Origin of the sequence: Pseudomonas sp. TMW22089 (assembly GCF_022496645.1) — a bacterium.
Taxonomy (GTDB): domain Bacteria; phylum Pseudomonadota; class Gammaproteobacteria; order Pseudomonadales; family Pseudomonadaceae; genus Aquipseudomonas; species Aquipseudomonas paraversuta.
In genome coordinates this window covers 123,267-148,465 of sequence record NZ_SCFG01000005.1, presented here as the reverse complement: position 1 = coordinate 148,465, position 25,199 = coordinate 123,267, and the positions used below count along the sequence as shown (strand labels likewise).

Sequence of the window (25,199 nt, the reverse complement as noted above, 5' to 3'; positions counted from 1 at the left end):
CAGAGGAACAATGACTACAGCCAAAGACCATAGTAGCCTTTGGCTGCGCTTGAACTCAGGAGTCTTTGCATGTCCGTTCGTCGAACTAAAATCGTTGCCACACTTGGCCCTGCCAGCAATTCACCGGAGATGCTGGAACAGCTGATCCTCGCTGGCCTGGACGTCGCCCGTCTGAACTTTTCCCACGGAACCCCGGATGAGCATAAGGCTCGTGCCAAGCTGGTGCGTGAAATCGCTGCCAAACATGGCCGTTTCGTTGCCCTCTTGGGTGACCTGCAAGGCCCGAAAATTCGTATCGCCAAATTCGCCAACAAGAAGATCGAGCTGAAGGTCGGTGATCAATTCACCTTCTCCACCAGCCATCCGTTGACCGAAGGCACCCAGCAAGTAGTCGGCATCGACTACCCGGATCTGGTCAAGGACTGCGGCGTCGGCGACGAGCTGCTGCTCGATGACGGCCGTGTCGTAATGCGTGTAGACACCGCCACCGATGACGCCCTGCACTGCACCGTGCTGATCGGCGGCCCACTGTCTGACCACAAGGGCATCAACCGTCGCGGCGGTGGTCTGACCGCGCCGGCCCTGACTGAAAAAGACAAGGCTGACATCAAGCTGGCTGCCGAAATGCAAGTCGACTACCTGGCCGTGTCGTTCCCGCGGGACGCCGCCGACATGGAATACGCCCGTCAACTGCGTGACGAAGCCGGCGGTACTGCCTGGCTGGTCGCGAAGATTGAACGCGCTGAAGCCGTAGCGGATGACGAAACCCTCGACGGGCTGATCAAGGCCAGTGACGCAGTAATGGTTGCCCGTGGCGACCTGGGCGTGGAAATCGGCGATGCCGAGCTGGTGGGCATTCAGAAGAAAATCATTCTGCATGCACGCCGCCACAATAAAGCGGTGATCGTTGCGACCCAGATGATGGAGTCGATGATCCAGAACCCGATGCCGACTCGCGCCGAAGTGTCCGACGTTGCCAACGCCGTTCTCGACTACACCGACGCCGTGATGCTCTCGGCTGAAAGTGCTGCCGGCGCTTACCCGCTGGAAGCGGTACAGGCCATGGCGCGGATCTGTGTCGGCGCTGAAAAGCATCCGACCAGCAAAACCTCCAGCCACCGTATCGGCAAGGTTTTCGAAAGCTGCGACCAGAGCATTGCGCTGGCGGCCATGTACACCGCCAACCATTTCCCTGGCGTCAAAGCGATCATCGCGCTGACCGAAAGTGGTTACACGCCGTTGATCATGTCGCGCATCCGTTCTTCGGTGCCGATCTACGCGTTCTCCCCGCACCGTGAAACCCAGGCCCGTGCTGCCATGTTCCGTGGCGTTTACACCGTGCCGTTCGACCCGGCATCGCTGCCGCCAGAACAAGTCAGCCAGGCTGCCATCGACGAACTGCTCAAGCGTGGCGTCGTAGAAAATGGCGACTGGGTCATCCTGACCAAGGGCGACAGCTACCACACCATCGGTGGCACCAACGGCATGAAGATTCTGCATGTCGGCGACAAAATGGTTTAAGTCCCACAGGACTTGAACTAAAAAGCCCCGCAACGATGCGCAAAGCTGTTCACAGAACTAAACCCTGCCGTTGTAGGAGCGAGCTTGTCTCGCGATGATTGTTAACGAAACGCCGTGTTTACAGATTAAACACGGCATTTCGAGACCATCGCGAGGCAAGCTCGCTCCTACAGTTGAGATAGCAGTCGTTTAGGCGAACAGCATTGCGCAGCGATGCGGGGCTTTTTTATGCGTCGGGTTCAGCAATCAGGGTTAAAAGGCATCGCCCGGTACCCGCACCCAACCTTCCATCAAAACCCGCGCGCTGCGGCTCATGATGGCTTTGGTAACTGTCCATTCGCCATCAACCTGCTGCGCCTGCGCGCCCACCCGCAAGGTGCCCGAGGGATGACCAAAACGCACGGCGCTGCGCAACTCGCCGCCCGCGGCAAGGTTGACCAGGGTGCCCGGAATCGCTGCCGCAGTGCCAATCGCCACCGCCGCCGTCCCCATCATCGCGTGGTGCAACTTGCCCATCGACAATGCCCGCACCAGCAAGTCCACACTCTGTGCAGGCACCGGCTTGCCGCTGGATGACAGGTAATCGGTCGGCCCGGCAACAAAGGCCACCTTGGGCGTGTGCTGACGCTTGGCCGCATCTTCGAGCCTTTCAATCAGGCCCATGCGCAACGCACCATGGGCACGAATGGTTTCGAACATGGCCAGGGCTTTCGGATCGCCGTTGATGTCGTTTTGCAGCTCGGCACCGGTGTAACCGATGGCTTGGGCATTGACGAAAATGGTCGGGATACCGGCGTTGATCATGGTGACTTTCAAGGTGCCGAGCCCTGGTACTTCAAGGTCGTCAACCAGGTTGCCGGTAGGGAACATCGAACCCCCTGCACCCTCCTCGTCAGCCGCCGGATTAATGAACTCCAGCTGCACCTCGGCGGCAGGAAAGGTCACCCCGTCGAGCTCAAAATCACCGGTTTCCTGGACTGCGCCATCGGTGATCGGTACATGGGCAATAATGGTTTTGCCAATATTGGCTTGCCAGATACGCACCACGGCCGTGCCGTTTTGCGGGATACGGGCCGCATCCACCAGGCCGCTGCTGATGGCAAACGAACCGACGGCCGCCGACAGGTTGCCGCAGTTGCCGCTCCAGTCCACGAACGGCTTGTCGATCGACACCTGGCCAAACAGATAGTCGACATCATGATCGGCTTGCAGGCTTTGGCTGACGATCACGGTTTTGCTGGTACTGGAGGTCGCCGCGCCCATGCCGTCAATTTGCTTTTCGTACGGGTCCGGGCTGCCGATTACCCGCAACAACAGGGCATCACGGGCCGCGCCCGGAACCTGGGCCACGGCGGGCAAGTCAAGCAGACTGAAAAACACCCCTTTACTGGTACCGCCGCGCATATAAGTCGCAGGGATTTTGATTTGCGCTGCATAGGCCATAAAACTGATTCCTGTTAGGGCCGGGGCACCAGGCCCCGGCACTGCTATTAAGCCGTGGCCGATTCCAGGAAGTCCTGGGCAAAGCGCTGCAACACGCCGCCCGCTTCGTAGATCGAGACTTCTTCAGCGGTGTCCAGACGGCACATCACCGGCACCTCGACGCGCTCGCCGTTGTTGCGGGTAATCACCAGGGTCAGCGTGGCACGCGGGGTGCGCTCGCCGATCACGTCGTAAGTCTCGCTGCCGTCAATCTGCAGGGTTTTACGATTGGTGCCCGGCATGAACTCCAGCGGCAACACGCCCATGCCGACCAGGTTGGTACGGTGAATTCGCTCAAAGCCCTCTGCCGCAATGGCTTCGACCCCGGCCAGACGCACGCCCTTGGCCGCCCAGTCACGGGACGAGCCCTGACCGTAGTCGGCGCCGGCAATGATGATCAACGGCTGCTTGCGATCCATGTAGGTTTCAATCGCTTCCCACATGCGCATCACCTGGCCTTCAGGCTCAAGACGGGTCAATGAGCCCTGCTTGACCTTGCCGTCCTCGATCACCATTTCGTTGAACAGTTTGGGGTTGGCAAAGGTGGCACGTTGCGCGGTCAGGTGGTCGCCACGGTGGGTTGCATAGGAGTTGAAGTCGACTTCCGGCAGGCCCATTTTCGCCAGATACTCACCTGCGGCACTGTCGAGCATGATCGCGTTGGACGGCGACAGGTGATCGGTGGTGATGTTGTCCGGCAGCACTGCCAGCGGGCGCATGCCCTTGAGCGGACGTGCACCGGCCAGTGCCCCTTCCCAATACGGCGGACGACGAATGTAAGTGCTTTGCGGGCGCCAGTCGTAGAGCGGCTCGACTTTCGGGCCGGTGTCTTCGTGAATGGCGAACATCGGAATATAAACCTGGCGGAACTGCTCCGGCTTGACCGAACGCTTGACCACGGCGTCGATTTCTTCGTCGCTTGGCCAGATATCTTTCAGACGCACTTCGTTGCCGCTGGCATCCAGGCCCAACACATCTTTTTCGATATCGAAACGGATGGTCCCGGCAATTGCATAGGCCACTACCAAAGGCGGCGAAGCCAGAAATGCCTGCTTGGCGTACGGGTGAATCCGCCCGTCAAAGTTGCGGTTACCCGAGAGCACGGCCGTCGCGTAGAGATCGCGATCGATGATCTCCTGCTGCACTTGCGGATCCAGCGCACCGGACATGCCATTGCAGGTGGTACAGGCAAAAGCGACCACACCGAAGCCCAGTTGCTCAAGTTCATCGGTCAGACCGGCTTCGTCCAGATACAGCGCGACGGTTTTCGAACCCGGTGCCAACGACGACTTGACCCAAGGCTTGCGGGTCAGCCCCAGTTTGTTGGCGTTGCGGGCGATCAGGCCTGCCGCAATCACGTTACGCGGGTTGCTCGTGTTGGTGCAGCTGGTGATGGCCGCAATAATTACCGCGCCGTCAGGCATTTGCCCCGGCACGTCGTCCCACTGACCGGCAATGCCCTTGGCCGCGAGGTCGCTGGTGGCGACGCGGGCGTGGGGGTTGCTCGGGCCGGCCATGTTGCGCACGACACTGGACAGGTCAAAGCTCAAGCCACGCTCATACTCAGCATGCTTGAGACTGTCGCCCCACAGCCCGGTGAGCCTGGCGTAGTTTTCGACCAACTGCACTTGCTGGTCTTCACGACCGGTCAGCTTGAGGTAGTCGATGGTTTGTTGGTCGATGTAGAACATCGCAGCCGTGGCGCCGTATTCCGGGGCCATGTTGGAGATGGTGGCGCGGTCCCCCAGGGTCAGCGCCGCAGCACCTTCGCCGAAGAACTCCAGCCAGGCACCGACGACTTTTTGCTTGCGCAGATACTCGGTCAGCGCCAGCACCATATCGGTAGCGGTAATGCCCGGCTGCAGCTTGCCGGTCAGCTCGACGCCGACGATTTCCGGCAGGCGCATCCAGGAGGCACGACCGAGCATCACGCTCTCGGCTTCAAGACCGCCGACGCCAATGGCAATGACGCCCAGCGAATCAACGTGGGGGGTGTGGCTGTCGGTGCCGACGCAGGTATCGGGGAATGCCACACCGTCACGCACCTGAATCACCGGAGACATTTTCTCCAGGTTGATCTGGTGCATGATGCCGTTGCCTGGCGGGATCACATCGACGTTTTTGAAGGCTTTTTTGGTCCACTCAATAAAGTGGAACCGGTCTTCGTTACGGCGATCCTCGATGGCGCGGTTCTTTTCAAACGCCTCGGGATCGGTGCCGTCACGCTCAACCGCCAACGAGTGATCGACAATCAGCTGGGTCGGGACCACCGGGTTCACTTGCGCCGGGTCGCCCCCTTGCAGGGCAATGGCGTCGCGCAAACCGGCGAGGTCGACCAGCGCGGTCTGCCCGAGAATGTCGTGGCACACCACTCGCGCCGGGAACCACGGAAAGTCGAGATCGCGTTTGCGTTCAATCAACTGGCTCAATGAGGCGTTCAGGGTCGCAGGATCACAGCGACGCACCAGGTTTTCGGCCAGTACCCGGGAGGTGTATGGCAGGGTGTCATAAGCACCGGGTTTGATCGCATCGACTGCCGCGCGGGTGTCGAAATAATCCAGCCGGGTGCCCGGTAGTGTTTTGCGAAATTCAGTATTCATGGCGTGGGACTCGATCACGGTTAGGTCTGAGGCGGCTCACCCCTCCTGCAGAAGCGGGCTTGCTCGCGAGCTTTTCAAAGAGCTCACGGGCAAGCTCGCTCCTGCAGGGTGGACAGGTTCAAGCCGCCTGCTGGTCAGCGGCGCTCGATTGGCACGAACTTGCGCTGTTCGACGCCGATGTACTCGGCACTCGGGCGGATGATGCGGTTGTTGGCGCGCTGTTCGAACACGTGCGCAGCCCAGCCGGTCAGGCGTGAGCAGACAAAGATCGGGGTGAACAGCTTGGTTGGAATGCCCATGAAGTGATACGCCGAGGCATGGTAGAAGTCGGCGTTGGGGAACAGCTTCTTTTGCTCCCACATGGTTTGGTCGATGGCTTCGGAAACCGGGAACAACGTGGTGTCACCCACTTCGTCAGCGAGTTTTTTCGACCAGCCCTTGATCACTTCGTTACGCGGATCGCTGTCTTTATAGATCGCGTGGCCAAAGCCCATGATCTTGTCTTTGCGCGCCAGCATCTCGAGGGTTCCCTTGACCGCCTCTTCTGCCGAGCCGAAACGCTCGATCATTTCCATTGCCGCTTCGTTGGCGCCACCGTGCAGTGGCCCGCGCAACGTGCCGATGGCGGCCGTGACGCACGAGTACAGGTCGGACAGGGTCGAAGCACAGACCCGGGCGGTGAATGTCGAGGCGTTGAATTCGTGCTCGGCATACAGAATCAGCGACACGTTCATCACTTTGACGTGCAGTTCGCTCGGCTTCTTGTCGTGCAGCAGGTGCAGGAAGTGCCCGCCAATGGACTCTTCATCGGTCACGCAATTGATGCGCAGACCGTCATGGCTGAAGCGATACCAGTAGCACATGATTGCCGGGAAAGCGGCCAGCAGGCGATCGGTTACATCGCGCTCACGGGTAAAATCCAGCTCGGGCTCAAGGTTGCCCAGGAACGAGCAGCCGGTACGCATCACATCCATCGGATGGGCGTCGGCGGGGATGCGCTCCAGCACTTCCTTGAGGGCCTGCGGCAAATCACGCAGGGTTTTGAGTTTGGCCATATAGGCCGCCAGCTCGGTTTTGTTCGGCAGTTCACCGTACAGCAGCAGATAGGCTACTTCTTCAAAGCGGGCTTCGGCGGCCAGCTCACGGACGTCATAACCACGATAAGTGAGACCTGCGCCTTCCTGGCCAACGGTCGACAAGGCTGTTTGCCCGGCCACCTGGCCGCGTAATCCGGCGCCACTCAATACTTTTGCTTCGGCCATTGCGCTCTCCAATCTTGAATTTGTTAGGGATTCGGCAACTACAGGGTTCTATACCTATCCCTGCAGGAGCAAGCTCGCTCCTGCAGGATCATGGAATTGTGTTACTTCTTGGCGGCAAACACGGCGTCGAGCTTTTGCTCGAAGCTGTGGTAGTTGATGGCGTCGTACAGTTCCATGCGGGTTTGCATGGTGTCGATCACGTTCTGCTGGGTGCCGTCACGGCGGATGGCGCCGTAGACGTTTTCAGCAGCCTTGTTCATCGCCCGGAAAGCCGAGAGCGGGTACAGCACCAGCGATACATCGGCACCGGCCAGTTGCTCGGTGGTGTACAGCGGTGTCGAGCCAAACTCGGTGATGTTGGCCAGAATCGGCGCCTTCACCCGATTGGCGAACAGTTTGTACATCTCGAGTTCGGTAATGGCTTCCGGGAAGACCATGTCGGCACCGGCTTCAACACAGGCTGCTGCACGTTCCAGCGCCGACTCCAGGCCCTCGACCGCCAGCGCATCGGTGCGTGCCATGATCACGAAGCTGTCATCGGTACGGGCGTCAACTGCTGCTTTGATGCGGTCGACCATCTCTTGCAGCGAGACGATTTCCTTGTTCGGGCGATGACCGCAACGCTTGGCACCGACCTGGTCTTCGATATGAATCGCCGCCGCGCCAAACTTGATCATCGACTTGACGGTGCGCGACACGTTGAAGAACGAGGAGCCAAAGCCGGTATCCACGTCCACCAGCAGCGGCAGGTCGCAGACGTCGGTAATGCGACGGACGTCGGTCAGCACATCGTCCAGGCCGGTAATGCCCAGGTCCGGCACCCCCAAAGATCCCGCTGCAACACCGCCACCCGACAGATAAATTGCCTTGAAGCCGGCACGCTTGGCCAGCAGTGCATGGTTGGCGTTGATCGCACCCACAACCTGCAGCGGATGTTCACTGGCGACTGCGTCACGGAAACGCTGGCCTGGACTGTTTTTATTGCTCATGACTCACCTCGTGGAGTGGCTGTCTGCTGGGCGCTGTCTTGGTAGTGACGCGCAATATTGCGTTTCGACGCGCCGATATGCCGGCGCATCAATAACTCGGCCAGTTCGCCGTCGCGATCGGCAATGGCATCAAGAATCCGGTGGTGCTCGGCGAATGCCTGGTGCGGGCGATTGGGGGTGGTGGAAAACTGGATGCGGTACATACGCACCAGCTGGTACAGCTCGCCGCACAGCATCTGGGTCAGGGTGCGATTACCGCTGCCTTGAATGATCTTGTAATGAAAATCGAAGTCGCCTTCCTGCTGGTAGTAACCGACACCCGCCTGGAACGCCTCATCGCGCTCATGGGTTTCGAGCACCCGACGCAACTCGGCGATGTCTTCATCACTCATGCGCTCGGCGGCCAGGCGGCAGGCCATACCTTCGAGGGACTCGCGAATTTCGTAGAGTTCGATCAGTTCGGCGTGATTCAGCGACACCACCCGGGCCCCGACATGGGGGATGCGCACCAGCAGGCGCTGACCTTCGAGACGGTGAATGGCTTCACGCAATGGCCCACGGCTGATGCCGTAGGTGCGGGCCAGTTCGGGCTCGGAGATCTTGCTGCCGGGGGCGATTTCACCTTTGACAATAGCCGCCTGAATACGCCGAAACACGTTCTCCGACAGGGTTTCAGAATCGTCCTGGGCGATAGCGGCGGGCTCTAGTGCTTGCAGCATATTGTCGACACCTTTCAAATCAATGACGCCAAAACTAGCGATTCAACGCCAAATAGTCAAAGTATAAATAGGTATTGTCGACAATATCCCGATACGACCTTAGTTTAATCGACAGCCAGTTCCCCCCCATAAAAGCGCCGCAACGCTGGCGCCATAAAACCTTCATGTTAGAATGCCGGCCGCATCCGCCCTGCCCCGTCCACGGGCAGCCGCACGAGGAAACTTGCTCTGTACTGCCAGTGCCTTGAACTGAAGATTGCAAGAGACGTGCCCCGATTTATGAAATTTTTCCCCCTCTACACCCTTCTTTGTCTGCTGTGCGTACCGGGCTTGAGCCTTGGTGCCGAGAAAACCGTGTACGGCCTCAATGAATATGCCGAACTGGCCGGCATCGATCTGCAAGTAGCCGCCAAACTCGATACCGGAGCCAAAACCGCATCCCTCAGCGCACGCGACATAAAGCGTTTCAAACGCGATGGAGAGAGCTGGGTCCGCTTTTATCTGGCCATCGATGACGCCCACTCGCACCCCATCGAACGCCCGCTGGCCCGGGTCAGCAAGATCAAACGCCGCTCCGGTGACTATGATCCCCAGTCCGACAAGAACTACACCTCGCGCCCGGTCATTGCCCTGGAAATCTGCATGGGCAAAGCTTTACGCACAATCGAAGTGAACTTGACTGATAGAAGTGCGTTCCAATACCCGCTGCTGATCGGCTCCGAAGCACTCAAGCGCTTTGATGCGCTGGTCGACCCAAGTCTTAAATACGCTGCTGGCAAACCTGCCTGCGTCGCTAACGCTCAAACCGCAGAGTAATTGAAATGCGCGCGCTTACCCTTCACCTGAAAATCCTGATCACCGTCCTCGTGGTGCTGGGCATTTCGATTACTGCCTATCAGATTTTTGCTCTCGGCATTCCTGTGACCGAAGACGCGACCGACGACCTGTGGAACATCGATGCCAAAGTCGAGTTCGTCGCCAGCTCTAAAGACCCGGTCAAGATCCAGATGTTCGTACCGCCGCTCAACCGCGACTACGTCAGCCTGAACGAGAGCTTTATCTCCAATAACTACGGTGTCAGCGTCAACCGGGTGGATGGCAACCGCAAGGTCACCTGGTCCGCACGCCGGGTCAGCGGCAAGCAGACCCTTTATTACCGCCTGGTGCTGACCAAGCGCTATTCGGGTGACAAGACCAAGCTCAAAGGCCCGGTCTTCCGTGACAGCATTGCCGTTGAAGGCCCGGAAAAAATCGCCGCCGAAGCACTGCTGGCGCCCATTCGCCAGCACTCTGCCGACGTCGAAACCTTTATCAGCGAAACCATCAAACGGGTGAACAACCCTAACGATGACAACGTGAAACTGCTGCTGGCGGGTGACCCCTCCACCCCGCACAAAGCCCAGGTCATCGAGCTGCTGTTGTCGATTGCCCACGTGCCGATGGAAAAAGTCCACACCATCCGCCTTGTGGCCGATCAACCACAGAACCCTGAACTGTGGCTGCGCAGCTTCAACGGTAACGACTGGCTGTATTTCAACCCGGAAACCGGTGAGCAGGGCCTGCCCTCCGATCGCCTGCTGTGGTGGATCGGCGATGAGCCAATGGTCACCGTCGATGGCGGCAAGAAGCCCAACGTGACCTTCAGCCTGAACAACAGCGAAATGAACGCCATTCGCCTGGCCAAGCTGACGGACGAGAACACCGACGCCAACTTCCTTGAGTACTCGCTGTACGGCTTGCCACTGCAAACCCAGCAAACCTTCATGATCATGGTGATGATCCCGATTGGCGTGCTGGTGATTCTGGTACTGCGCAACCTGATCGGCCTGCAAACCCTGGGTACCTTCACCCCGGTACTGATAGCCCTGGCGTTCCGCGAAACCCAGCTGGAGTTCGGCATCATCCTGTTTACGGTGATAACGGCACTCGGATTAATGTTGCGCTCCTATCTGGAGCACCTGAAGCTGCAAATGCTGCCGCGACTGTCCGTGGTACTGACCTTCGTGGTGATACTGATCGCTGCCATCAGTCTGTTCAGTCACAAACTGGGCCTGGAACGCGGACTGTCGGTGGCACTGTTCCCGATGGTGATTCTGACCATGACCATCGAGCGCCTGTCGATTACCTGGGAAGAACGTGGCGGCGGCCATGCGATGAAAGTCGCAGTCGGAACCCTGTTCGCCGCTACGCTGGCGTACCTGATCATGAGCATTCCGGAGCTGGTGTACTTCATCTTCACCTTCCCGGCAGTGCTGCTGATTCTGGTGGGCTTCATGCTGGCCATGGGTCGCTATCGCGGCTACCGCCTGACCGAACTGGTGCGTTTCAAGGCCTTCCTGAAGGCTGACTCCTGATGTTTGGCTTCTGGAAAACCTGGAAGGCCCTGGAAGCCCGAGGCATCATGGGCATCAATCGGCGCAACGCGGACTATGTACTCAAGTACAACAAGCGCAGCCTGTATCCGATTGTGGATGACAAGATCATCACCAAGGAACGCGCCATTGCAGCCGGCATTCACGTACCGGAAATGTATGGCGTGATTTCCACCGAAAAAGAAATCGAAAAACTCGACGAGATCATCGGTGGCCGTAACGACTTTGTGATCAAGCCCGCCCAGGGTGCGGGCGGCGACGGCATTCTGGTGATAGCCGACCGTTTCGAAGACCGTTTTCGCACGGTCTCGGGCAAGATCATCAGCCACGAAGAAATCGAGCATCAGGTTTCGAGCATTCTGACCGGCCTTTACTCGCTGGGCGGCCACCGCGACCGGGCACTGATCGAGTACCGGGTGATCCCGGACCAGATATTCAAAAGCATCAGCTACGAAGGCGTGCCGGATATTCGCATCATTGTCTTGATGGGCTACCCGGTGATGGCCATGTTGCGCCTGCCAACCCGACAATCGGGGGGCAAGGCCAACCTGCACCAGGGCGCGATCGGGGTCGGTGTCGATCTGGCGACCGGCCTGACCCTGCGGGGCACCTGGCTGAACAACATCATCAGCAAACACCCCGACACCACCAATGCGGTGGACGGCGTGCAACTGCCCAACTGGGACGGCTTCATGAAGCTGGCTGCCGGCTGCTATGAGTTGTGCGGGCTGGGCTATATCGGGGTCGACATGGTGCTCGACCAGGAAAAAGGCCCGCTGATTCTGGAGCTCAATGCCCGCCCGGGCCTGAATATCCAGATTGCCAACGACTGTGGCCTGACGCTGCGTACCCACGCAGTAGAAGCACACCTCGAAGAGCTGGCCGCCAAAGGCATCAAGGAAACCCCGGAAGAGCGCATGCGCTTTGCCCAGGAATTGTTCGGGCATATTCACTCCGCCGAATAAAGCCGGCCCCCACAAGACGCTGACAAGCCCGGCGGGAGCCGGCTTGCCGGCGATGGCCTCAATGCGGCCCGACAGACAACCGCATTACAGGCATCGCTGGCAAGCCGGCTCCCACAGACTCTTGCCACCGCTCTCTCAAGGCTTGGTTGCTGCACTGCACAGGATTACAATCGCCACCCCGCTCCGATGGCTGATTGGCTTCGCATGTTGACCTGCTCTGTACACCCCCTGCCCTACCACGCCAATCCCGCCGAGTATTTTGCGGCGATACGCCATGCGCCCGGTGCCGTACTGCTCGACAGCGGCCGCCCTGCAGCCGAGCGCGGCCGTTATGACCTGCTGAGCGCCTGGCCACTGCAAGAGCTGACTGTGGGGCCAAGCGAGTCGGGGCGCGAATTTTTACAGCGCCTGCGGGAAAACCTGAACCAGCTCGGCAACGCCAGCCTTCCGGCCAACTATGAACTGCCGTTTGCCGGCGGCCTGATCGGCTACCTGAGCTACGACTTCGGCCGTCGGCTTGAGCAGCTCCCTGCCCGGTCACGGGATGACCTGCAATTGCCCGACGCGCAACTGGGCCTGTACGCCTGGGCATTGATCAGCGATCACCAGCAACTCACCAGCCAACTGGTGTTTCACCCGCGCCTGGCTGGCGGCGAACGCGAACGCCTGATTGCGCTGTTCAGCCAGCCGGCGCCGGCGGCGAACCCGGGGTTCTCGCTCAAGCGGCCCATGCAGCCGGATATCAGCGCCAGCCAGTATGAGCAGGCACTGGAGCAGATTCAGCGCTACATCCAGGCCGGCGACTGCTACCAGGTCAACTACACCCAGCGCTTCAGCGCCCCTTGCCAGGGCGATAGCTGGACCGCCTATTGCGCACTGCGGGCCGCCTGCCCGACACCCTTTTCAGGATTTATGCGCCTGACGGACAGCAACGCGATTTTGAGCCTGTCACCGGAGCGCTTTGTGCGGGTCAGCAACAATCAAGTGGAAACCCGCCCGATCAAAGGCACCCGCCCGCGGGGCAAAGACAGCAGCGAAGATGCGGCGAACGCCGCCGAACTGCTGGCCAGCCCCAAGGACCGCGCTGAAAACCTGATGATTGTCGATTTGCTGCGCAATGACCTGGGGCGTACCTGCCGTACTGGCTCGGTCAGCGTCCCGCAGCTGTTTAGCCTCGAAAGCTATCCCAATGTTCACCACCTGGTGAGCAGCGTGACCGGGCAACTGGCTGAAGGCAAAGACGCCCTCGACCTGATCGGCGACAGCTTCCCTGGCGGCTCGATTACCGGCGCCCCGAAAATCCGCGCGATGCAAATCATTGATCAGCTGGAACCGACAAGACGCAGCATTTACTGCGGTTCGCTCATGTATCTGGACGTACGCGGCGAGATGGACAGTTCCATTGCGATTCGCAGCCTGCTGATCAAGGACGGGCAAGTGAGCTGCTGGGGCGGCGGCGGTATCGTCGCCGACTCGCACTGGCAGGACGAATACCAGGAATCGATCACCAAGGTCAAAGTGCTGCTCGATACGCTGCAAACCCTGTAGCCCGCGGTTTTTGCTAACATCGCCGCACTAGAGAGCGCCAAGCGCCATTCACTGTAGGAAGCCGCCTGATGAGCCATACGTTCAACGTCGCCGAACTCGCCGCGACATACGCCAGCAAGTCCCCCCAGGACATTCTCAAACTCGCCTTTGAACATTTTGGCGACGAGCTCTGGATTTCCTTCAGCGGCGCCGAAGATGTGGTGCTGGTGGACATGGCCTGGAAGCTGAACAAGAACGTCAAAGTCTTCAGCCTCGACACCGGCCGGCTGCACCCCGAGACCTACAGGTTTATCGAGCAGGTGCGCGAGCACTACCAGATCCAGATCGAGCTGATTTCGCCGGATCAAAGCAAACTTGAGCCGTTCGTTAAAGAAAAAGGCCTGTTCAGCTTCTATAAGGACGGCCACGGCGAGTGCTGTGGCGTGCGCAAAATCGAGCCGCTACGCCGCAAACTGTCGACCGTAAAGGCCTGGGCCACCGGCCAGCGTCGCGATCAGAGCCCGGGCACCCGCAGCCAGGTGGCAGCACTGGAAATTGATGGTGCGTTCTCCACCCCCGAACGTGCGTTGTACAAATTCAACCCGCTGGCACAAATGACCAGCGAGGAAGTCTGGGGCTACATCCGCATGCTGGAGTTGCCGTACAACAGCCTGCACGAACGCGGTTTTATCAGCATCGGCTGCGAACCCTGCACCCGCCCGGTGCTGCCAAATCAGCACGAGCGCGAAGGTCGCTGGTGGTGGGAAGAAGCCACGCAAAAAGAGTGCGGCCTGCATGCCGGCAACCTGATCGCCAAAAACTGATCCCCCCCTCCCCCTGTAGGTGCGAGCTCTTGAACAGCTCGCGCCTGCAAACAAGCTTGCTCCTGCATTCATTCTCAGTTGCGTTTACCCCGGACTTGCATTCAGAATTAGTAATAATTCTCAATAACGTCTGAGCCACGACCTATGTCAACGGGTGAACCCGCGTTCCAGGCCGCGATTTCCAATCTGTACAGCGAGCATCACGGCTGGCTGTTTGGCTGGCTGCGCAGAAAACTCGGCTGCGCCCAGAATGCCGCAGACCTGGCACAAGACACCTTTACCCGAATCCTCAACGCCCGCGAGTCGGTAGCCACCCTGCGTGAGCCCCGGGCGTTTTTGAGCACCACGGCACGACGCCTGATCATTGATCAGGTGCGCCGCAAACAAATCGAAAACGCCTATCTGCAAGAACTTGCGCTTACCGCACAAGCCCTTGAAGGCTTTCAATCCCCCGAGCAGATCCTCACCACACTGGAAGCTCTCGAACACATCGCGTTCATTCTGGAAGGCATGCAGGACAAGGTTCGCCAGGCCTTTGTCCTGTACTACCTCGATGGCCTGAAACAGAGCGAGATCGCCCGGCAACTGGCACTGTCTGATCGCACGGTGCGCAAGTACCTGATCCAGGCCTTGCTGCACTGCAGCCATAGCCTGGATACCTGATAAAGCCATGCCCGAGCCCCACCCGACCATTGACGAGCAAGCCGCCGAGTGGATTCTTCAACTGCATGAAGAGGCCGCCAACGATGCGCTGCGCCTGCAGTTCGAGTGCTGGAAACAACAAAGTGCGCAACACGCAGCCGCCGCCCTGCGCATGCAAGAGGTGATCAGCCGCCTGCAAGCGTTGCGTGGGCAATCCGCCCCGGCCAAGGCCGCACTCACTGCCGCCTTTGGCGGGCGCAAACCTGCAGCCCGAGGCAAGCGGGTATTACGCACATTACTGATTGCCGGCTGCCTGGGCCTGCCCGGCGCACTGCTATTGCAAAGCCAGTATCCAAAGCAATGGATGGCCGACATCAGGACCGGCCCCAATGACTGGAAAACCCTGCGTCTGGCCGACAACTCAACGCTCACTCTTAGCGGTACCAGTGCAGTGAATGTGCACTTCAACGGCCAGGAACGGCGTATCGAGGTACTGCTAGGCGAAGTCCTGGTGGAGGTTGCTCACGACAGCGCCCGGCCCTTTATTGTGCAGACCGACGAGGGCAGCATGCGCGCGCTGGGCACCCGCTTCGTGGTCAAACATCTGCACGACACCACTGTTTTGAGCATGCTGCAGTCGCGCGTCGCCGCACAGAGCGCTGACGAACGACAGACCCTGGAGGTCGACACTGGCTCCCGGGCGCTGATCCGCCGCGACTCGGTCGAACTGTCCGGTACGCTCGACCCCGCCAGCATTGATCAGGCATGGCGAGATCACCAACTGGTGGTGGATAACCAGCCCCTGACCCGGGTGCTCGATGAAATTTCCCGACATCGGCGCGGCCATATCCAGTTTGACCGTCAGGCCCTGGCCAATTTGCGCGTATCGGCTGTATTGCCGCTGGATAACACCGATCGGGCGCTGCAATTGATCGCTGAAACCCTGCCGCTGACGATAAAAACCTATACCCCGTGGCTGGTGGTGATCAGCCAGGCGCAACAATCTAAAGAATAATTATTCGCATTAGTTCCGCTTTTTTCTAGCCAGCCGTCAAGGTAGATACATAGAACCCTAAAGGACTGCGCTCTCCATGCTGACTTCCTCCCACCCTCGCGGGCGTTTTAGCCCGCGGGCCTGCACCCCGCTGGCCCTGGCCATTCACTTGATTGTCGCTTCGGCGACTGGCGTGCTGTGCAGCACCGTCGCCCAGGCGCAGTCGGCATCGATACAGACCTATGACATTCCATCCGGCCCGCTGAGCAGTGCCCTGAACCGTTTTGCACAACAGGCCGGGGTAGCGATTATTTTTCAGCCCGCCAACCTTGAGGGGCTGACGACTCCCGGCCTGCACGGCACCTACAACGAGCCTTCCGGATTCGAAGCCTTGTTGCGTGGCAGTGGCTATACCGCAGTAAAAAGTGCCAATGGCTACATGCTCGAGGCACTGCCTGCGGCGGGCGGCAGCCTGGAACTGGGCGCCACCCAAGTCAGCGCCAACCAATTGGGCACCATCACTGAAGGTTCGGGCTCCTACACCCCCGGCAGCATTGCGACTGCTACGCGCATGGTGCTGACACCGCGCGAAACCCCACAGTCGATCTCTGTGGTAACACGCCAGGCGATGGACGATTTCGGTCTCAACTCGATCGATGACGTGATGCGCCACACCCCCGGCATCACCGTTGCGACCTATGACAGTGACCGCACCAGCTACTATTCCCGCGGTTTTGCGATCAAGAACTTTCAGTACGACGGCATCCCGATCCTGCAAGACCCGCAGTACTCTGCCGGGCACACCCTTACCGACACGGCAATTTACGACCGGGTCGAAGTTCTCAAGGGTGCAACCGGGTTGCTCACCGGCGCAGGCGGCCCCGGCGGCACCATCAATATGGTGCGCAAAAAACCGACAAGCGAGTTCAAGGCCCACGTGGATGTGGGCGCAGGGTCCTGGGACAACTACCGTTCCGAGATCGACGTCAGCGGCCCGCTGACCGAAAGCGGCAATGTGCGTGGCCGGGCCGTTGCGGCCTATCAGGACAAGCACTCGTTCATGGACCACTACCAGCGCGACAGCGAGGTTTACTACGGCATTTTGGAAGTGGACCTGACCCCGGACACCCTGCTGACTCTCGGCGCCGATTATCAGAACAACCATCCAAAAGGCTCCAGCTGGTCGGGCAGTGCCTCGCTGTTCAACTCCGCCGGCGAGCGCATCAGCACCCCTCGTTCGTTCAACAACGGCGCCAAATGGAGCAGTTGGGAGCAATACACACGCACGGTTTTTTCGACCCTGGAGCACAGCTTTGATAACGGCTGGGTAGTCAAAGGCCAGTACAACCACCAGGTCAACGGCTACAACGCACCGCTCGGCGCATTGCTGGACCCGGACGCAAGCACCGGACTGGCGCCAATGCTGGCCCGCAAGTACACCGGCGAATACGTCAGCGACAGTGGCGACCTGTTTGCCAGCGGTCCATTCAGCTTGCTGGGGCGCGAACATCAATTGGTGGTCGGCGGCTCGGTAGCTAAATCGCACTGGACCGGCAAGGACTACACCAACGCCAAAATGGTCGACAACGCCTATGACTACTACAACTGGGATGGCGACAGCCTGGAACCGGACTGGGGCAACGTAACCTCCTACAACGATGAAACAACGCGCCAGACCGGCACTTACATGACCGCACGCTTGAGCCTCACCGATGATCTGACGCTAATGCTCGGTACACGGGTGGCCGATTACACCCTGACGGGCACCAGCCATGCAAAAGACACCGGCAAGGTACTGCCCTACGCCGGGGTGATTTACGACCTCAACGAAAATATTTCTGCCTATGCCAGCTATACCGAAATCTTTTTGCCGCAGTCGTATTACCGCGATCGCGACAACAAGATGCTTGAGCCCGATGAAGGCACCAACTATGAACTGGGTTTGAAGGGCGAGTTCTTTGATGGTCGCCTCAATTCAAGTCTGGCCTACTTCGAGGTCCATCAGGACAACCGGCCTGAAGCAGACACTGCCTACAACGCCCATCCGACCAATCCGGACATTGAATACGCCTATAAAGGCATCAAAGCCAAAACCAGAGGCTACGAAGCGGAAATTTCTGGCGAGCTCATGCCCGGCTGGCAGTTGCAGGCGGGTTATACGCACAAGATCAGCCGTGATCAGAGCGGTAAAAAGGTATCGACCTGGGAGCCCGAGGATCAAATCAATCTGTACACCAGCTACAAGCTGACCGGCGACCTCGACAAACTGACCCTGGGTGGCGGGGTTCGCTGGCAGGGTACGGGCTGGCAAATGCTGACCAACTGGAATAAAGGCGGGGTCGAGGAGAAGTTTTCACAGGATCCGTACTGGCTGGTTGACCTGATGGCTCGCTACCAGTTTACGAAAAACCTCTCGGCCAGCGTCAACCTGAACAACCTGTTCGACAAGTCGTACTACACCAACATCGGTTTCTATAACTCGTCGTACTACGGTGACCCGCGCAATGTGATGGTCAGTACCCGCTGGGATTTCTAAAACAGGCTGAACTGAATTTTTTGCAATAAACCCCCTGTAGGAGCGAGCTTGCTCGCGAGCTCTTCGTTGCTGCGTTGAAATGCTCGCGAGCAAGCTCGCTCCTACAGGATCTACAAAACCCGGGCGCACAAAAAAGCCTGCACAAGGCAGGCTTTTTCGCGTGTCACAAGCGTTCAAGGGGCTTGTGACTCTAATATGGCGCAGCGGACGGGACTCGAACCCGCGACCCCCGGCGTGACAGGCCGGTATTCTAACCGACTGAACTACCGCTGCGCGTAACACTGAAAGCGAATGGTGGGTGATGACGGGATCGAACCGCCGACCCTCTGCTTGTAAGGCAGATGCTCTCCCAGCTGAGCTAATCACCCTTTCACTTCACTCTCGTTGCGGGGCGCATTCTCTCACACTTTTCGTGTAAGTGGTTGTTTTTATTCAAGTTTTTTTCAAAACCCGGTAAAAACTTCCGTTTCCTGCGTCCTGCACTTTGATCCGGCAGCGAACTGCAGAACCGAAGACTTTCAAGAAAAAACCCGCATTCAGCGGGCTTTCCCCAACCACAAGCGTTCAAGGGGCTTGTGGTAAAAATATGGCGCAGCGGACGGGACTCGAACCCGCGACCCCCGGCGTGACAGGCCGGTATTCTAACCGACTGAACTACCGCTGCGCGTAACACTGTGAGCGAATGGTGGGTGATGACGGGATCGAACCGCCGACCCTCTGCTTGTAAGGCAGATGCTCTCCCAGCTGAGCTAATCACCCTTTCACTCTCGGTGTGGCGCGCATTCTACGGAGCGACCTATAGTCTGGCAAGCACTTTTTAAAATAATTTTTCTAAGCCTGCCAAAGGGTTAGCGCAGGGTTGGCCTATGGCTCCATGAAGCGAATAATGCCTGCTTTGTATATAGGAGTGATTCACCCCATGTGGTTCAAAAACCTGCTTATCTATCGCCTGACCCAAGATCTGCCTTTTGATGCGCAGGTGCTGGAAACTGCACTGGCCACCAAACCGGCCCGCTCGTGTTCAAGCCAGGAATTAGCCACCTACGGTTTCGTTGCCCCTTTCGGTAAAGGTGAGGACGCACCGCTGGTTCACGTCAGCCAGGACTTCCTGCTGATCGCGGCCCGTAAAGAAGAACGCATCCTGCCGGGCAGCGTTGTTCGTGATGCATTAAAGGACAAGGTCGAAGAGATCGAAGCCGAACAAATGCGCAAGGTCTATAAGAAGGAGCGCGATCAGCTCAAGGATGAAATCATCCAGGCCTTCTTGCCCCGCGCCTTTATTCGTCGCTCGGCAACCTTTGCTGCCATTGCCCCTAAACAGGGCCTGATCCTGGTTAATGCTTCGAGCCCTAAACGTGCCGAAGACTTGCTCTCCACCCTGCGGGAAGTCATCGGTTCATTACCGGTTCGCCCGCTGGCGGTGAAAATGGCTCCAAGCGCGGTCATGACCGAATGGGTCAAAACCCAAAAAGCTGCCGACAACTTCTTTGTCCTTGATGAATGCGAGTTGCGCGATACCCACGAAGACGGCGGCATCATTCGCTGCAAACGTCAGGACCTGACCAGCGACGAAATCCAGCTGCATCTGAGCACCGGAAAAGTCGTGACTCAACTGTCACTGGCCTGGCAGGACAAGCTGTCATTCGTACTGGACGACAAACTGGTGGTCAAACGCCTCAAGTTTGAAGACCTGCTGCAAGACCAGGCTGAACAGGACGGCGGTGACGACGACCTGGGCCAGCAGGACGCCAGTTTCACCCTGATGATGCTGACATTCGGCGAGTTCTTGCCGCAGCTGTTTGAAGCACTGGGTGGCGAAGAGATTCCCCAGGGAATCTGACTCACCCATATCCCCTGCTGGAGCGAGCGTGCTACTGCAGGGGATATCCCATAATCACAATAAAGGAACACCATGCGCGCACTTGCTGCTTTAAGCCGCTTTGTCGGTAATACCTTTGCTTATTGGGTACTGATATTCGCCGTACTGGCGTTTCTTGAACCCGCCTGGTTTGTCGGCCTTAAAGGCTTCATCGTGCCGCTGCTGGGCCTGGTGATGTTCGGCATGGGCCTGACCCTCAAACTCGAAGACTTCGCCGAAGTTGCCCGCCACCCGTGGCGCGTGGCACTGGGCGTGGTTGCTCATTTCGTGATCATGCCCGGTGTGGCGTGGTTGCTGTGCCAGGTTTTCCACCTGCCGCCCGAAATTGCCGTTGGCGTGATTCTCGTCGGCTGCTGCCCGAGCGGCACCTCGTCCAATGTCATGACCTGGCTGGCCCGGGGCGACCTGGCCCTGTCTGTTGCCATTGCTGCCGTCACCACCCTGCTCGCTCCGCTACTGACGCCGGCGCTGATCTGGTTGCTGGCTTCGGCATGGCTTCCGGTTTCGTTCATGGAACTGTTCTGGTCGATTCTGCAGGTGGTTTTGCTGCCGATCGTACTGGGGGTTGTGGCCCAGCGACTGCTTGGCGCCCGCGTACGCTTCGCGGTGGACGTACTACCGCTGGTTTCGGTGATCAGCATCGTGATTATCGTGGCGGCCGTGGTGGCGGCCAGTCAGGCCCAGATCGCCAAGTCCGGTTTGCTGATCATGGCCGTGGTCATACTGCACAACAGCTTCGGCTATTTGCTTGGCTACTTTACCGGCCGCCTGTTCAAACTGCCCCTGGCCCAGCGTAAATCCCTGGCTCTGGAAGTCGGCATGCAGAACTCCGGCCTGGGAGCCGCCCTGGCCAGCGCGCACTTTTCGCCTCTGGCGGCGGTACCCAGTGCGCTGTTCAGCGTTTGGCACAACATCTCAGGGGCACTGCTTTCGACGTACTTCCGACGCATGAGCGAGAAAGAAGACCGCCTCGCGGCAGAAAAAACTGTTACCAACTAACGCTTCGGGGTTGTCTATCAGATCAATCATGTGCAATATACTGCGCACTGCGAGGACGACCTCGCGACTCATCGAGTGATTTTTCTGGGGACGGCCCCATCCGTTGATGGAGATTGCAATGCCCTGGATTATTCTGTTTTTCGCCGGCCTGTTTGAAGTTGGCTGGGCCGTAGGCCTCAAATACACCGACGGCTTCAGTCGCCCGCTGCCGACGGCCCTGACGGTCGGCGCCATGATTATCAGCCTCGGCTTGCTCGGGCTGGCCATGAAAGACCTGCCGCTGGGCACTGCCTACGCCATATGGACCGGGGTAGGTGCAGTCGGTACCGTGATCGCCGGGATCATCCTGTTTGGCGAATCCATGGCGCTGTTCCGACTGGCCAGTGTTGCGCTGATCATTGCCGGCCTGGTCGGTCTCAAAATAAGCACTTGATCCGGCACAATTTGCCGGCGATGGCATCGACGCCATCGCCGGCAAACCGCTTCCCGCCCCGCCAGCACTATCTACCTCTTCTGCGCCCGCAGCTCACAGACCCTTTCGCGCAACAGCTTTTGACTGGCCTCACTGGCCGGTATCGGTGCACCTGCAACCAATGTCACCCGCGACCAGAGTCGATGGAAAAAACCCTTGTGCGGATCCCGGCTGAAGAAGCTGCCCCACAACCCCTGCAGCGCCAGCGGAATCACCGGCACCGGCGTGTGCTCCAGAATCCGCGTCACCCCGGCCTTGAACTCACCAATCTCGCCATCGGTGGTCAACTTGCCCTCGGGAAAGATGCACACTAATTCGCCATCTTCCAGATATCTGGCAATGCGGCTGAAGGCTTTCTCATAAATCGCTTCATCTTCAGCCCGCCCGGCAATCAGAATCGTGCCCGCAGTGCGAAAGATAAAGTTGAGTACCGGCAAGTTGTAGATTTTGTAATACATCACAAAGCGAATCGGCCGACGTACAGCACCACCAATCAAGAGCGCATCGACAAACGAAACGTGGTTACACACCAGCAACGCGGCGCCTTCATCCGGAATCAGCTGCAGATTCTTGTGCTCCACCCGGTACATGGAATGGCCGAGCAGCCAGATCATGAAACGCATGCTGAATTCAGGGACGATTTTGAAGATATAAGTGTTGACCGCGATATTCATCAACGAGACCACGAGGAACAGCTCGGGAATCGTCAGCCTGGCCACGCTCAGCAGCAGGATGGTGACAATTGCCGACACCACCATGAATAGCGCATTGAGGATGTTGTTGGCCGCAATCACCCGGGCCCGCTCGTTTTCGGCCGTGCGCGACTGAATCAGCGCATACAGCGGCACAATGTAGAAGCCGCCGAACACGCCTAGGCCGAGAATATCCAACAGTACCCACCAGGCCTGACTGAAGCCCAGCACGCCCAGCCAGTCATTGGCTTGAATGTTTTGTGGCATGTGCCCCGAATGCCACCACAGCAACAAGCCAAACAGGGTCAGACCAAACGAGCCAAAGGGCACCAGGCCAATCTCGACCTTATGTCCCGAGAGCTTTTCACAGAGCATCGAGCCCAGCGCAATCCCCACCGAAAACACCGTAAGAATCAGGGTGACCACGGTTTCATCGCCATACAGCCACTCTTTGGCGTAGGCCGGGATCTGCGTCAGGTAAATCGCGCCGACAAACCAGAACCATGAGTTTCCGACTACAGAACGCGACACCGCAGGCGTCTGGTTCAACCCCATCCGTAAGGTGGCCCAGGACTCGCTGAAGATATTCCAGTTCAACTTCAGGTCCGGGGTGTCCGCCGCCGCCCGCGGAATTGCGCGACTGGCCAGATAGCCGAGCACTGCGACCGACACTATCACCACGGACACAATCGCCGTGTAGTTGCTGGATGAGAGCATGATCCCGGCACCAATGGTGCCGGCCAGAATCGACAGAAAAGTGCCCATCTCGACCAGGCCATTGCCGCCCACCAACTCGTCTTCATGCAAGGTCTGCGGCAGTATCGAATACTTCACCGGCCCAAACAGTGCCGAGTGGGTCCCCATCGCGAACAGCGCCACCAGCATCAACGCCAGGTGATCGAAGGCAAAGCCGATGGCACCCACAACCATGATCGCAATCTCGCCCAGTTTAATCAGACGGATCAAACGATCCTTCGGGTACTTTTCGCCAAACTGCCCGGCCAGTGCCGAAAACAAAAAGAACGGCACTATAAAGAGCAGCGCACACAGGTTGATCCAGATCCCGCGATCACCTTCGATGTTCAATTTGTAAAGGATGGCCAGAATCAGCGACTGTTTAAACAGGTTGTCATTGAGTGCGCCCAGGGACTGGGTCACGAAGAAGGGCAGGAAGCGGCGCTTCCTCAGCAAACTGAACTGCGAGGGGTGACTCATCATCCATGTACTCACGTTGCGCCGAACGGCTTTCTCATTGGAGGGCCGTTGTATCACTCAGGGCACAAGCTTGCTCAGGTTCTGTACTAAATCAGCCTGTTCTGCCATTTCGCACAGAACCTGAGCGCCGTATCTACTTCTTCAACCCGGCGATGCAGGGCGACACAAACAACTCGCCACGGTAGGCACCCTTCACGGTTCGCGTACCAACGATCAACCACATCAGCACCAGCATCACCACCAGCACGCAGCCGGCAATATCAAAAAATGCCAGATGCAGAACGCTGCCCAGACGCAAAGTGGCCAATGAGTACACGCCCAGCGGGAAGGTAAAGCCCCACCAGCCAAGATTGAACGGGATACCCGCCCGGAAGTAGCGCACCGTGATCATCAAAGCCATCACAATCCACCACAAGCCCACGCCCCACAGGATCACGCCAGAGATAAGGCCCAGGCCCTCGACAATTTCACCGACCCGGCCCAGGCCATTGGCCGCGAAAATCGCCGGAGCATCGCTACCCAGCAGCAGCAAACCCAGGGCGCCAGTGCCGATCGGCCCCAAAGCCAGCCAGCTTGAAGCGGCCATGCTTTCGTGGGGCAGTTTATGCAGTGCCATGCGCAAAATCAGAATAGTCAGAATGCTGAACGCCACCGGTACCGAGAACGCCCACAGTACATAGCTGGTAATCAACACATGAAACTGCGCGAGAGTGTCGCTCAAATGCGGTGCCAACAGCCCGCCGCTGGCCGCGGCTACCTCCGCCGCCACCACTGGCAGCAACCAGACCGCGGTCATTTGATCAATGCTGTGGTCCTGCCGGGTGAACATCAGGTACGGGATGATCACCCCGAAACCCAGGGCCATGGCTACATCTATCCACCACAAAAACTCGGCCACCTGCACCATGTCGCTGCCCCAACGCGGGACTCCAAACACCAGAAAACCATTGATGATGGTCGCCAGCCCCATGGGAATGGTGCCGAAAAACATCGACACGGTGGAGTGCCCGAAAATCCGCCGCGCTTCGTCGAAGTACAGCACCCAGCGCGCGCCATAGAGCACGCTGAACAGAATGAACAAACCGATATTGAACAGCCACAACCCTTCGGCAAAGACATGCATGCCGGGGATATGCACCGGCAACTGGGCCAACGCCAACGCCAGAACCCCCGTCCCCATGGTGGCTGCAAACCAGTTCGGGGTGAACTGGCGAATCACTTCACGGGGGTGCTGCAACTGGCTGAATGGCCGAAATCCGGGCTGGGCTTTGTTTGGGCAAGTCATGGGTTCCTCCTTTCCTCTCATGAGGTGAAATTAGAGTAGAACCAAATCGAATATCTATATAACGGGTAATTTCTCTAACACTTATCTATTTTGCAGATATTCGTCACTGCATCCCGCTGCAAACCCTGCGACCCTTGGCCGCGATCAGACCATGGTCGACACTGACGGCGCATAAACATCATGCGAGACTAGCCCGCCACAGCCGGATTGCTGTGGCCTTACAC

The 25,199-nt window shown here is 58.5% G+C and carries 19 protein-coding genes and 4 tRNA genes; 12 read left to right on the top strand and 11 right to left on the bottom strand.

Annotation, left to right across the window (positions count from 1 at the left end; translation table 11 throughout):
- Positions 1-69: 69 nt before the first annotated feature.
- Positions 70-1,521, top strand: coding sequence for a pyruvate kinase (gene pyk, locus EQV90_RS07330; protein ID WP_003442637.1), 1,452 nt, complete (start codon positions 70-72; stop codon positions 1,519-1,521).
- A 252-nt stretch (positions 1,522-1,773) separates the two neighbouring features.
- Here pyk and prpF read toward each other — a convergent pair whose 3' ends face one another.
- From prpF to EQV90_RS07305, 5 genes are all read right to left on the bottom strand, one after another.
- Positions 1,774-2,964, bottom strand: a complete 1,191-nt coding sequence (prpF, locus tag EQV90_RS07325; protein WP_003442640.1) for a 2-methylaconitate cis-trans isomerase PrpF — start codon at positions 2,962-2,964, stop codon at positions 1,774-1,776.
- Between the two features lie 47 nt (positions 2,965-3,011).
- Entirely contained in the window at positions 3,012-5,603 is a 2,592-nt protein-coding gene (gene acnD / locus EQV90_RS07320) for a Fe/S-dependent 2-methylisocitrate dehydratase AcnD (protein ID WP_003442643.1), read from the bottom strand.
- 134 nt (positions 5,604-5,737) lie between these two features.
- On the bottom strand, positions 5,738-6,865 hold the full coding sequence (gene prpC, locus EQV90_RS07315; protein WP_010655772.1) for a 2-methylcitrate synthase: 1,128 nt from the start codon (positions 6,863-6,865) through the stop codon (positions 5,738-5,740).
- Positions 6,866-6,966: 101 nt separating this feature from the next.
- Complete coding sequence (prpB, locus tag EQV90_RS07310; protein WP_003442649.1) at positions 6,967-7,854, bottom strand: methylisocitrate lyase; 888 nt, start codon at positions 7,852-7,854, stop codon at positions 6,967-6,969.
- Complete coding sequence (locus EQV90_RS07305) at positions 7,851-8,573, bottom strand: GntR family transcriptional regulator (RefSeq protein ID WP_003442652.1); 723 nt, start codon at positions 8,571-8,573, stop codon at positions 7,851-7,853. Before EQV90_RS07305 ends, prpB begins: the two co-directional genes overlap by 4 nt.
- 279 nt (positions 8,574-8,852) lie before the next feature.
- On the opposite strand from EQV90_RS07305, the gene EQV90_RS07300 reads away from it, so the two are divergent.
- From EQV90_RS07300 to EQV90_RS07265, 8 genes are all read left to right on the top strand, one after another.
- The gene (locus EQV90_RS07300; RefSeq protein ID WP_003442655.1) at positions 8,853-9,389 is read left to right on the top strand and encodes an ATP-dependent zinc protease; all 537 of its coding nucleotides are present in this window, start codon (positions 8,853-8,855) and stop codon (positions 9,387-9,389) included.
- Between the two features lie 5 nt (positions 9,390-9,394).
- Positions 9,395-10,927 carry an inactive transglutaminase family protein gene (locus EQV90_RS07295; RefSeq protein WP_003442656.1) on the top strand — a complete coding sequence of 511 codons (1,533 nt, stop codon included), beginning with the start codon at positions 9,395-9,397 and terminating at the stop codon, positions 10,925-10,927.
- A complete protein-coding gene (locus tag EQV90_RS07290; protein WP_003442658.1) occupies positions 10,927-11,910 on the top strand; it encodes an alpha-L-glutamate ligase-like protein in 984 nt (327 codons plus the stop codon). The genes EQV90_RS07295 and EQV90_RS07290 overlap by 1 nt, the downstream gene beginning before the upstream one ends.
- A gap of 204 nt (positions 11,911-12,114) precedes the next feature.
- Complete coding sequence (gene pabB / locus EQV90_RS07285) at positions 12,115-13,458, top strand: aminodeoxychorismate synthase component I (protein ID WP_240877942.1); 1,344 nt, start codon at positions 12,115-12,117, stop codon at positions 13,456-13,458.
- Positions 13,459-13,526: 68 nt separating this feature from the next.
- Positions 13,527-14,261 (top strand): phosphoadenylyl-sulfate reductase, encoded by a 735-nt coding sequence (locus EQV90_RS07280; RefSeq protein WP_003442671.1) that lies wholly within the window; start codon positions 13,527-13,529, stop codon positions 14,259-14,261.
- Between the two features lie 144 nt (positions 14,262-14,405).
- The gene (locus tag EQV90_RS07275; protein WP_003442682.1) at positions 14,406-14,924 is read left to right on the top strand and encodes a sigma-70 family RNA polymerase sigma factor; all 519 of its coding nucleotides are present in this window, start codon (positions 14,406-14,408) and stop codon (positions 14,922-14,924) included.
- Between the two features lie 7 nt (positions 14,925-14,931).
- Positions 14,932-15,918 carry a FecR domain-containing protein gene (locus tag EQV90_RS07270; protein ID WP_240877941.1) on the top strand — a complete coding sequence of 329 codons (987 nt, stop codon included), beginning with the start codon at positions 14,932-14,934 and terminating at the stop codon, positions 15,916-15,918.
- Positions 15,919-15,994: 76 nt separating this feature from the next.
- Positions 15,995-18,433, top strand: a complete 2,439-nt coding sequence (locus tag EQV90_RS07265; protein ID WP_240877940.1) for a TonB-dependent siderophore receptor — start codon at positions 15,995-15,997, stop codon at positions 18,431-18,433.
- Positions 18,434-18,629: 196 nt separating this feature from the next.
- On the opposite strand, the gene EQV90_RS07260 is transcribed toward EQV90_RS07265, so the two are convergent.
- From EQV90_RS07260 to EQV90_RS07245, 4 genes are all read right to left on the bottom strand, one after another.
- A tRNA-Asp gene (locus EQV90_RS07260) sits at positions 18,630-18,706 on the bottom strand.
- Positions 18,707-18,725: 19 nt separating this feature from the next.
- Positions 18,726-18,801: transfer RNA gene (locus EQV90_RS07255), tRNA-Val, on the bottom strand.
- Between the two features lie 219 nt (positions 18,802-19,020).
- Positions 19,021-19,097, bottom strand: a tRNA-Asp gene (locus tag EQV90_RS07250).
- 19 nt (positions 19,098-19,116) lie between these two features.
- Positions 19,117-19,192: transfer RNA gene (locus EQV90_RS07245), tRNA-Val, on the bottom strand.
- 160 nt (positions 19,193-19,352) lie between these two features.
- On the opposite strand from EQV90_RS07245, the gene rdgC reads away from it, so the two are divergent.
- From rdgC to sugE, 3 genes are all read left to right on the top strand, one after another.
- Positions 19,353-20,273, top strand: coding sequence for a recombination-associated protein RdgC (gene rdgC / locus EQV90_RS07240; protein ID WP_003442690.1), 921 nt, complete (start codon positions 19,353-19,355; stop codon positions 20,271-20,273).
- 72 nt (positions 20,274-20,345) lie between these two features.
- On the top strand, positions 20,346-21,311 hold the full coding sequence (locus EQV90_RS07235) for a bile acid:sodium symporter family protein (protein ID WP_010655767.1): 966 nt from the start codon (positions 20,346-20,348) through the stop codon (positions 21,309-21,311).
- A 118-nt stretch (positions 21,312-21,429) separates the two neighbouring features.
- Complete coding sequence (gene sugE / locus EQV90_RS07230) at positions 21,430-21,744, top strand: quaternary ammonium compound efflux SMR transporter SugE (RefSeq protein WP_003442696.1); 315 nt, start codon at positions 21,430-21,432, stop codon at positions 21,742-21,744.
- 71 nt (positions 21,745-21,815) lie between these two features.
- Here the strand turns inward: sugE and EQV90_RS07225 are convergent, their stop codons facing one another.
- A complete protein-coding gene (locus EQV90_RS07225; protein ID WP_240877960.1) occupies positions 21,816-23,690 on the bottom strand; it encodes an MFS transporter in 1,875 nt (624 codons plus the stop codon).
- Between the two features lie 133 nt (positions 23,691-23,823).
- Positions 23,824-24,975, bottom strand: coding sequence for a TDT family transporter (locus tag EQV90_RS07220; protein ID WP_010655765.1), 1,152 nt, complete (start codon positions 24,973-24,975; stop codon positions 23,824-23,826).
- Positions 24,976-25,199 lie beyond the last annotated feature (224 nt).

Excerpts from the sequence above, each read along its gene's own strand:
- prpC (WP_010655772.1), bottom strand. The coding sequence starts at position 6,865 with ATGGCCGAAGCAAAAGTATTGAGTGGCGCCGGATTACGCGGCCAGGTG.
- EQV90_RS07225 (WP_240877960.1), bottom strand. The coding sequence starts at position 23,690 with ATGAGTCACCCCTCGCAGTTCAGTTTGCTGAGGAAGCGCCGCTTCCTG.
- prpF (WP_003442640.1), bottom strand. The coding sequence starts at position 2,964 with ATGGCCTATGCAGCGCAAATCAAAATCCCTGCGACTTATATGCGCGGC.
- sugE (WP_003442696.1), top strand. The coding sequence starts at position 21,430 with ATGCCCTGGATTATTCTGTTTTTCGCCGGCCTGTTTGAAGTTGGCTGG.
- rdgC (WP_003442690.1), top strand. The coding sequence starts at position 19,353 with ATGTGGTTCAAAAACCTGCTTATCTATCGCCTGACCCAAGATCTGCCT.
- EQV90_RS07300 (WP_003442655.1), top strand. The coding sequence starts at position 8,853 with ATGAAATTTTTCCCCCTCTACACCCTTCTTTGTCTGCTGTGCGTACCG.
- EQV90_RS07220 (WP_010655765.1), bottom strand. The coding sequence starts at position 24,975 with ATGACTTGCCCAAACAAAGCCCAGCCCGGATTTCGGCCATTCAGCCAG.
- prpB (WP_003442649.1), bottom strand. The coding sequence starts at position 7,854 with ATGAGCAATAAAAACAGTCCAGGCCAGCGTTTCCGTGACGCAGTCGCC.
- pabB (WP_240877942.1), top strand. The coding sequence starts at position 12,115 with ATGTTGACCTGCTCTGTACACCCCCTGCCCTACCACGCCAATCCCGCC.
- pyk (WP_003442637.1), top strand. The coding sequence starts at position 70 with ATGTCCGTTCGTCGAACTAAAATCGTTGCCACACTTGGCCCTGCCAGC.
- acnD (WP_003442643.1), bottom strand. The coding sequence starts at position 5,603 with ATGAATACTGAATTTCGCAAAACACTACCGGGCACCCGGCTGGATTAT.
- EQV90_RS07290 (WP_003442658.1), top strand. The coding sequence starts at position 10,927 with ATGTTTGGCTTCTGGAAAACCTGGAAGGCCCTGGAAGCCCGAGGCATC.
- EQV90_RS07275 (WP_003442682.1), top strand. The coding sequence starts at position 14,406 with ATGTCAACGGGTGAACCCGCGTTCCAGGCCGCGATTTCCAATCTGTAC.
- EQV90_RS07235 (WP_010655767.1), top strand. The coding sequence starts at position 20,346 with ATGCGCGCACTTGCTGCTTTAAGCCGCTTTGTCGGTAATACCTTTGCT.
- EQV90_RS07280 (WP_003442671.1), top strand. The coding sequence starts at position 13,527 with ATGAGCCATACGTTCAACGTCGCCGAACTCGCCGCGACATACGCCAGC.
- EQV90_RS07295 (WP_003442656.1), top strand. The coding sequence starts at position 9,395 with ATGCGCGCGCTTACCCTTCACCTGAAAATCCTGATCACCGTCCTCGTG.
- EQV90_RS07265 (WP_240877940.1), top strand. The coding sequence starts at position 15,995 with ATGCTGACTTCCTCCCACCCTCGCGGGCGTTTTAGCCCGCGGGCCTGC.
- EQV90_RS07305 (WP_003442652.1), bottom strand. The coding sequence starts at position 8,573 with ATGCTGCAAGCACTAGAGCCCGCCGCTATCGCCCAGGACGATTCTGAA.
- EQV90_RS07270 (WP_240877941.1), top strand. The coding sequence starts at position 14,932 with ATGCCCGAGCCCCACCCGACCATTGACGAGCAAGCCGCCGAGTGGATT.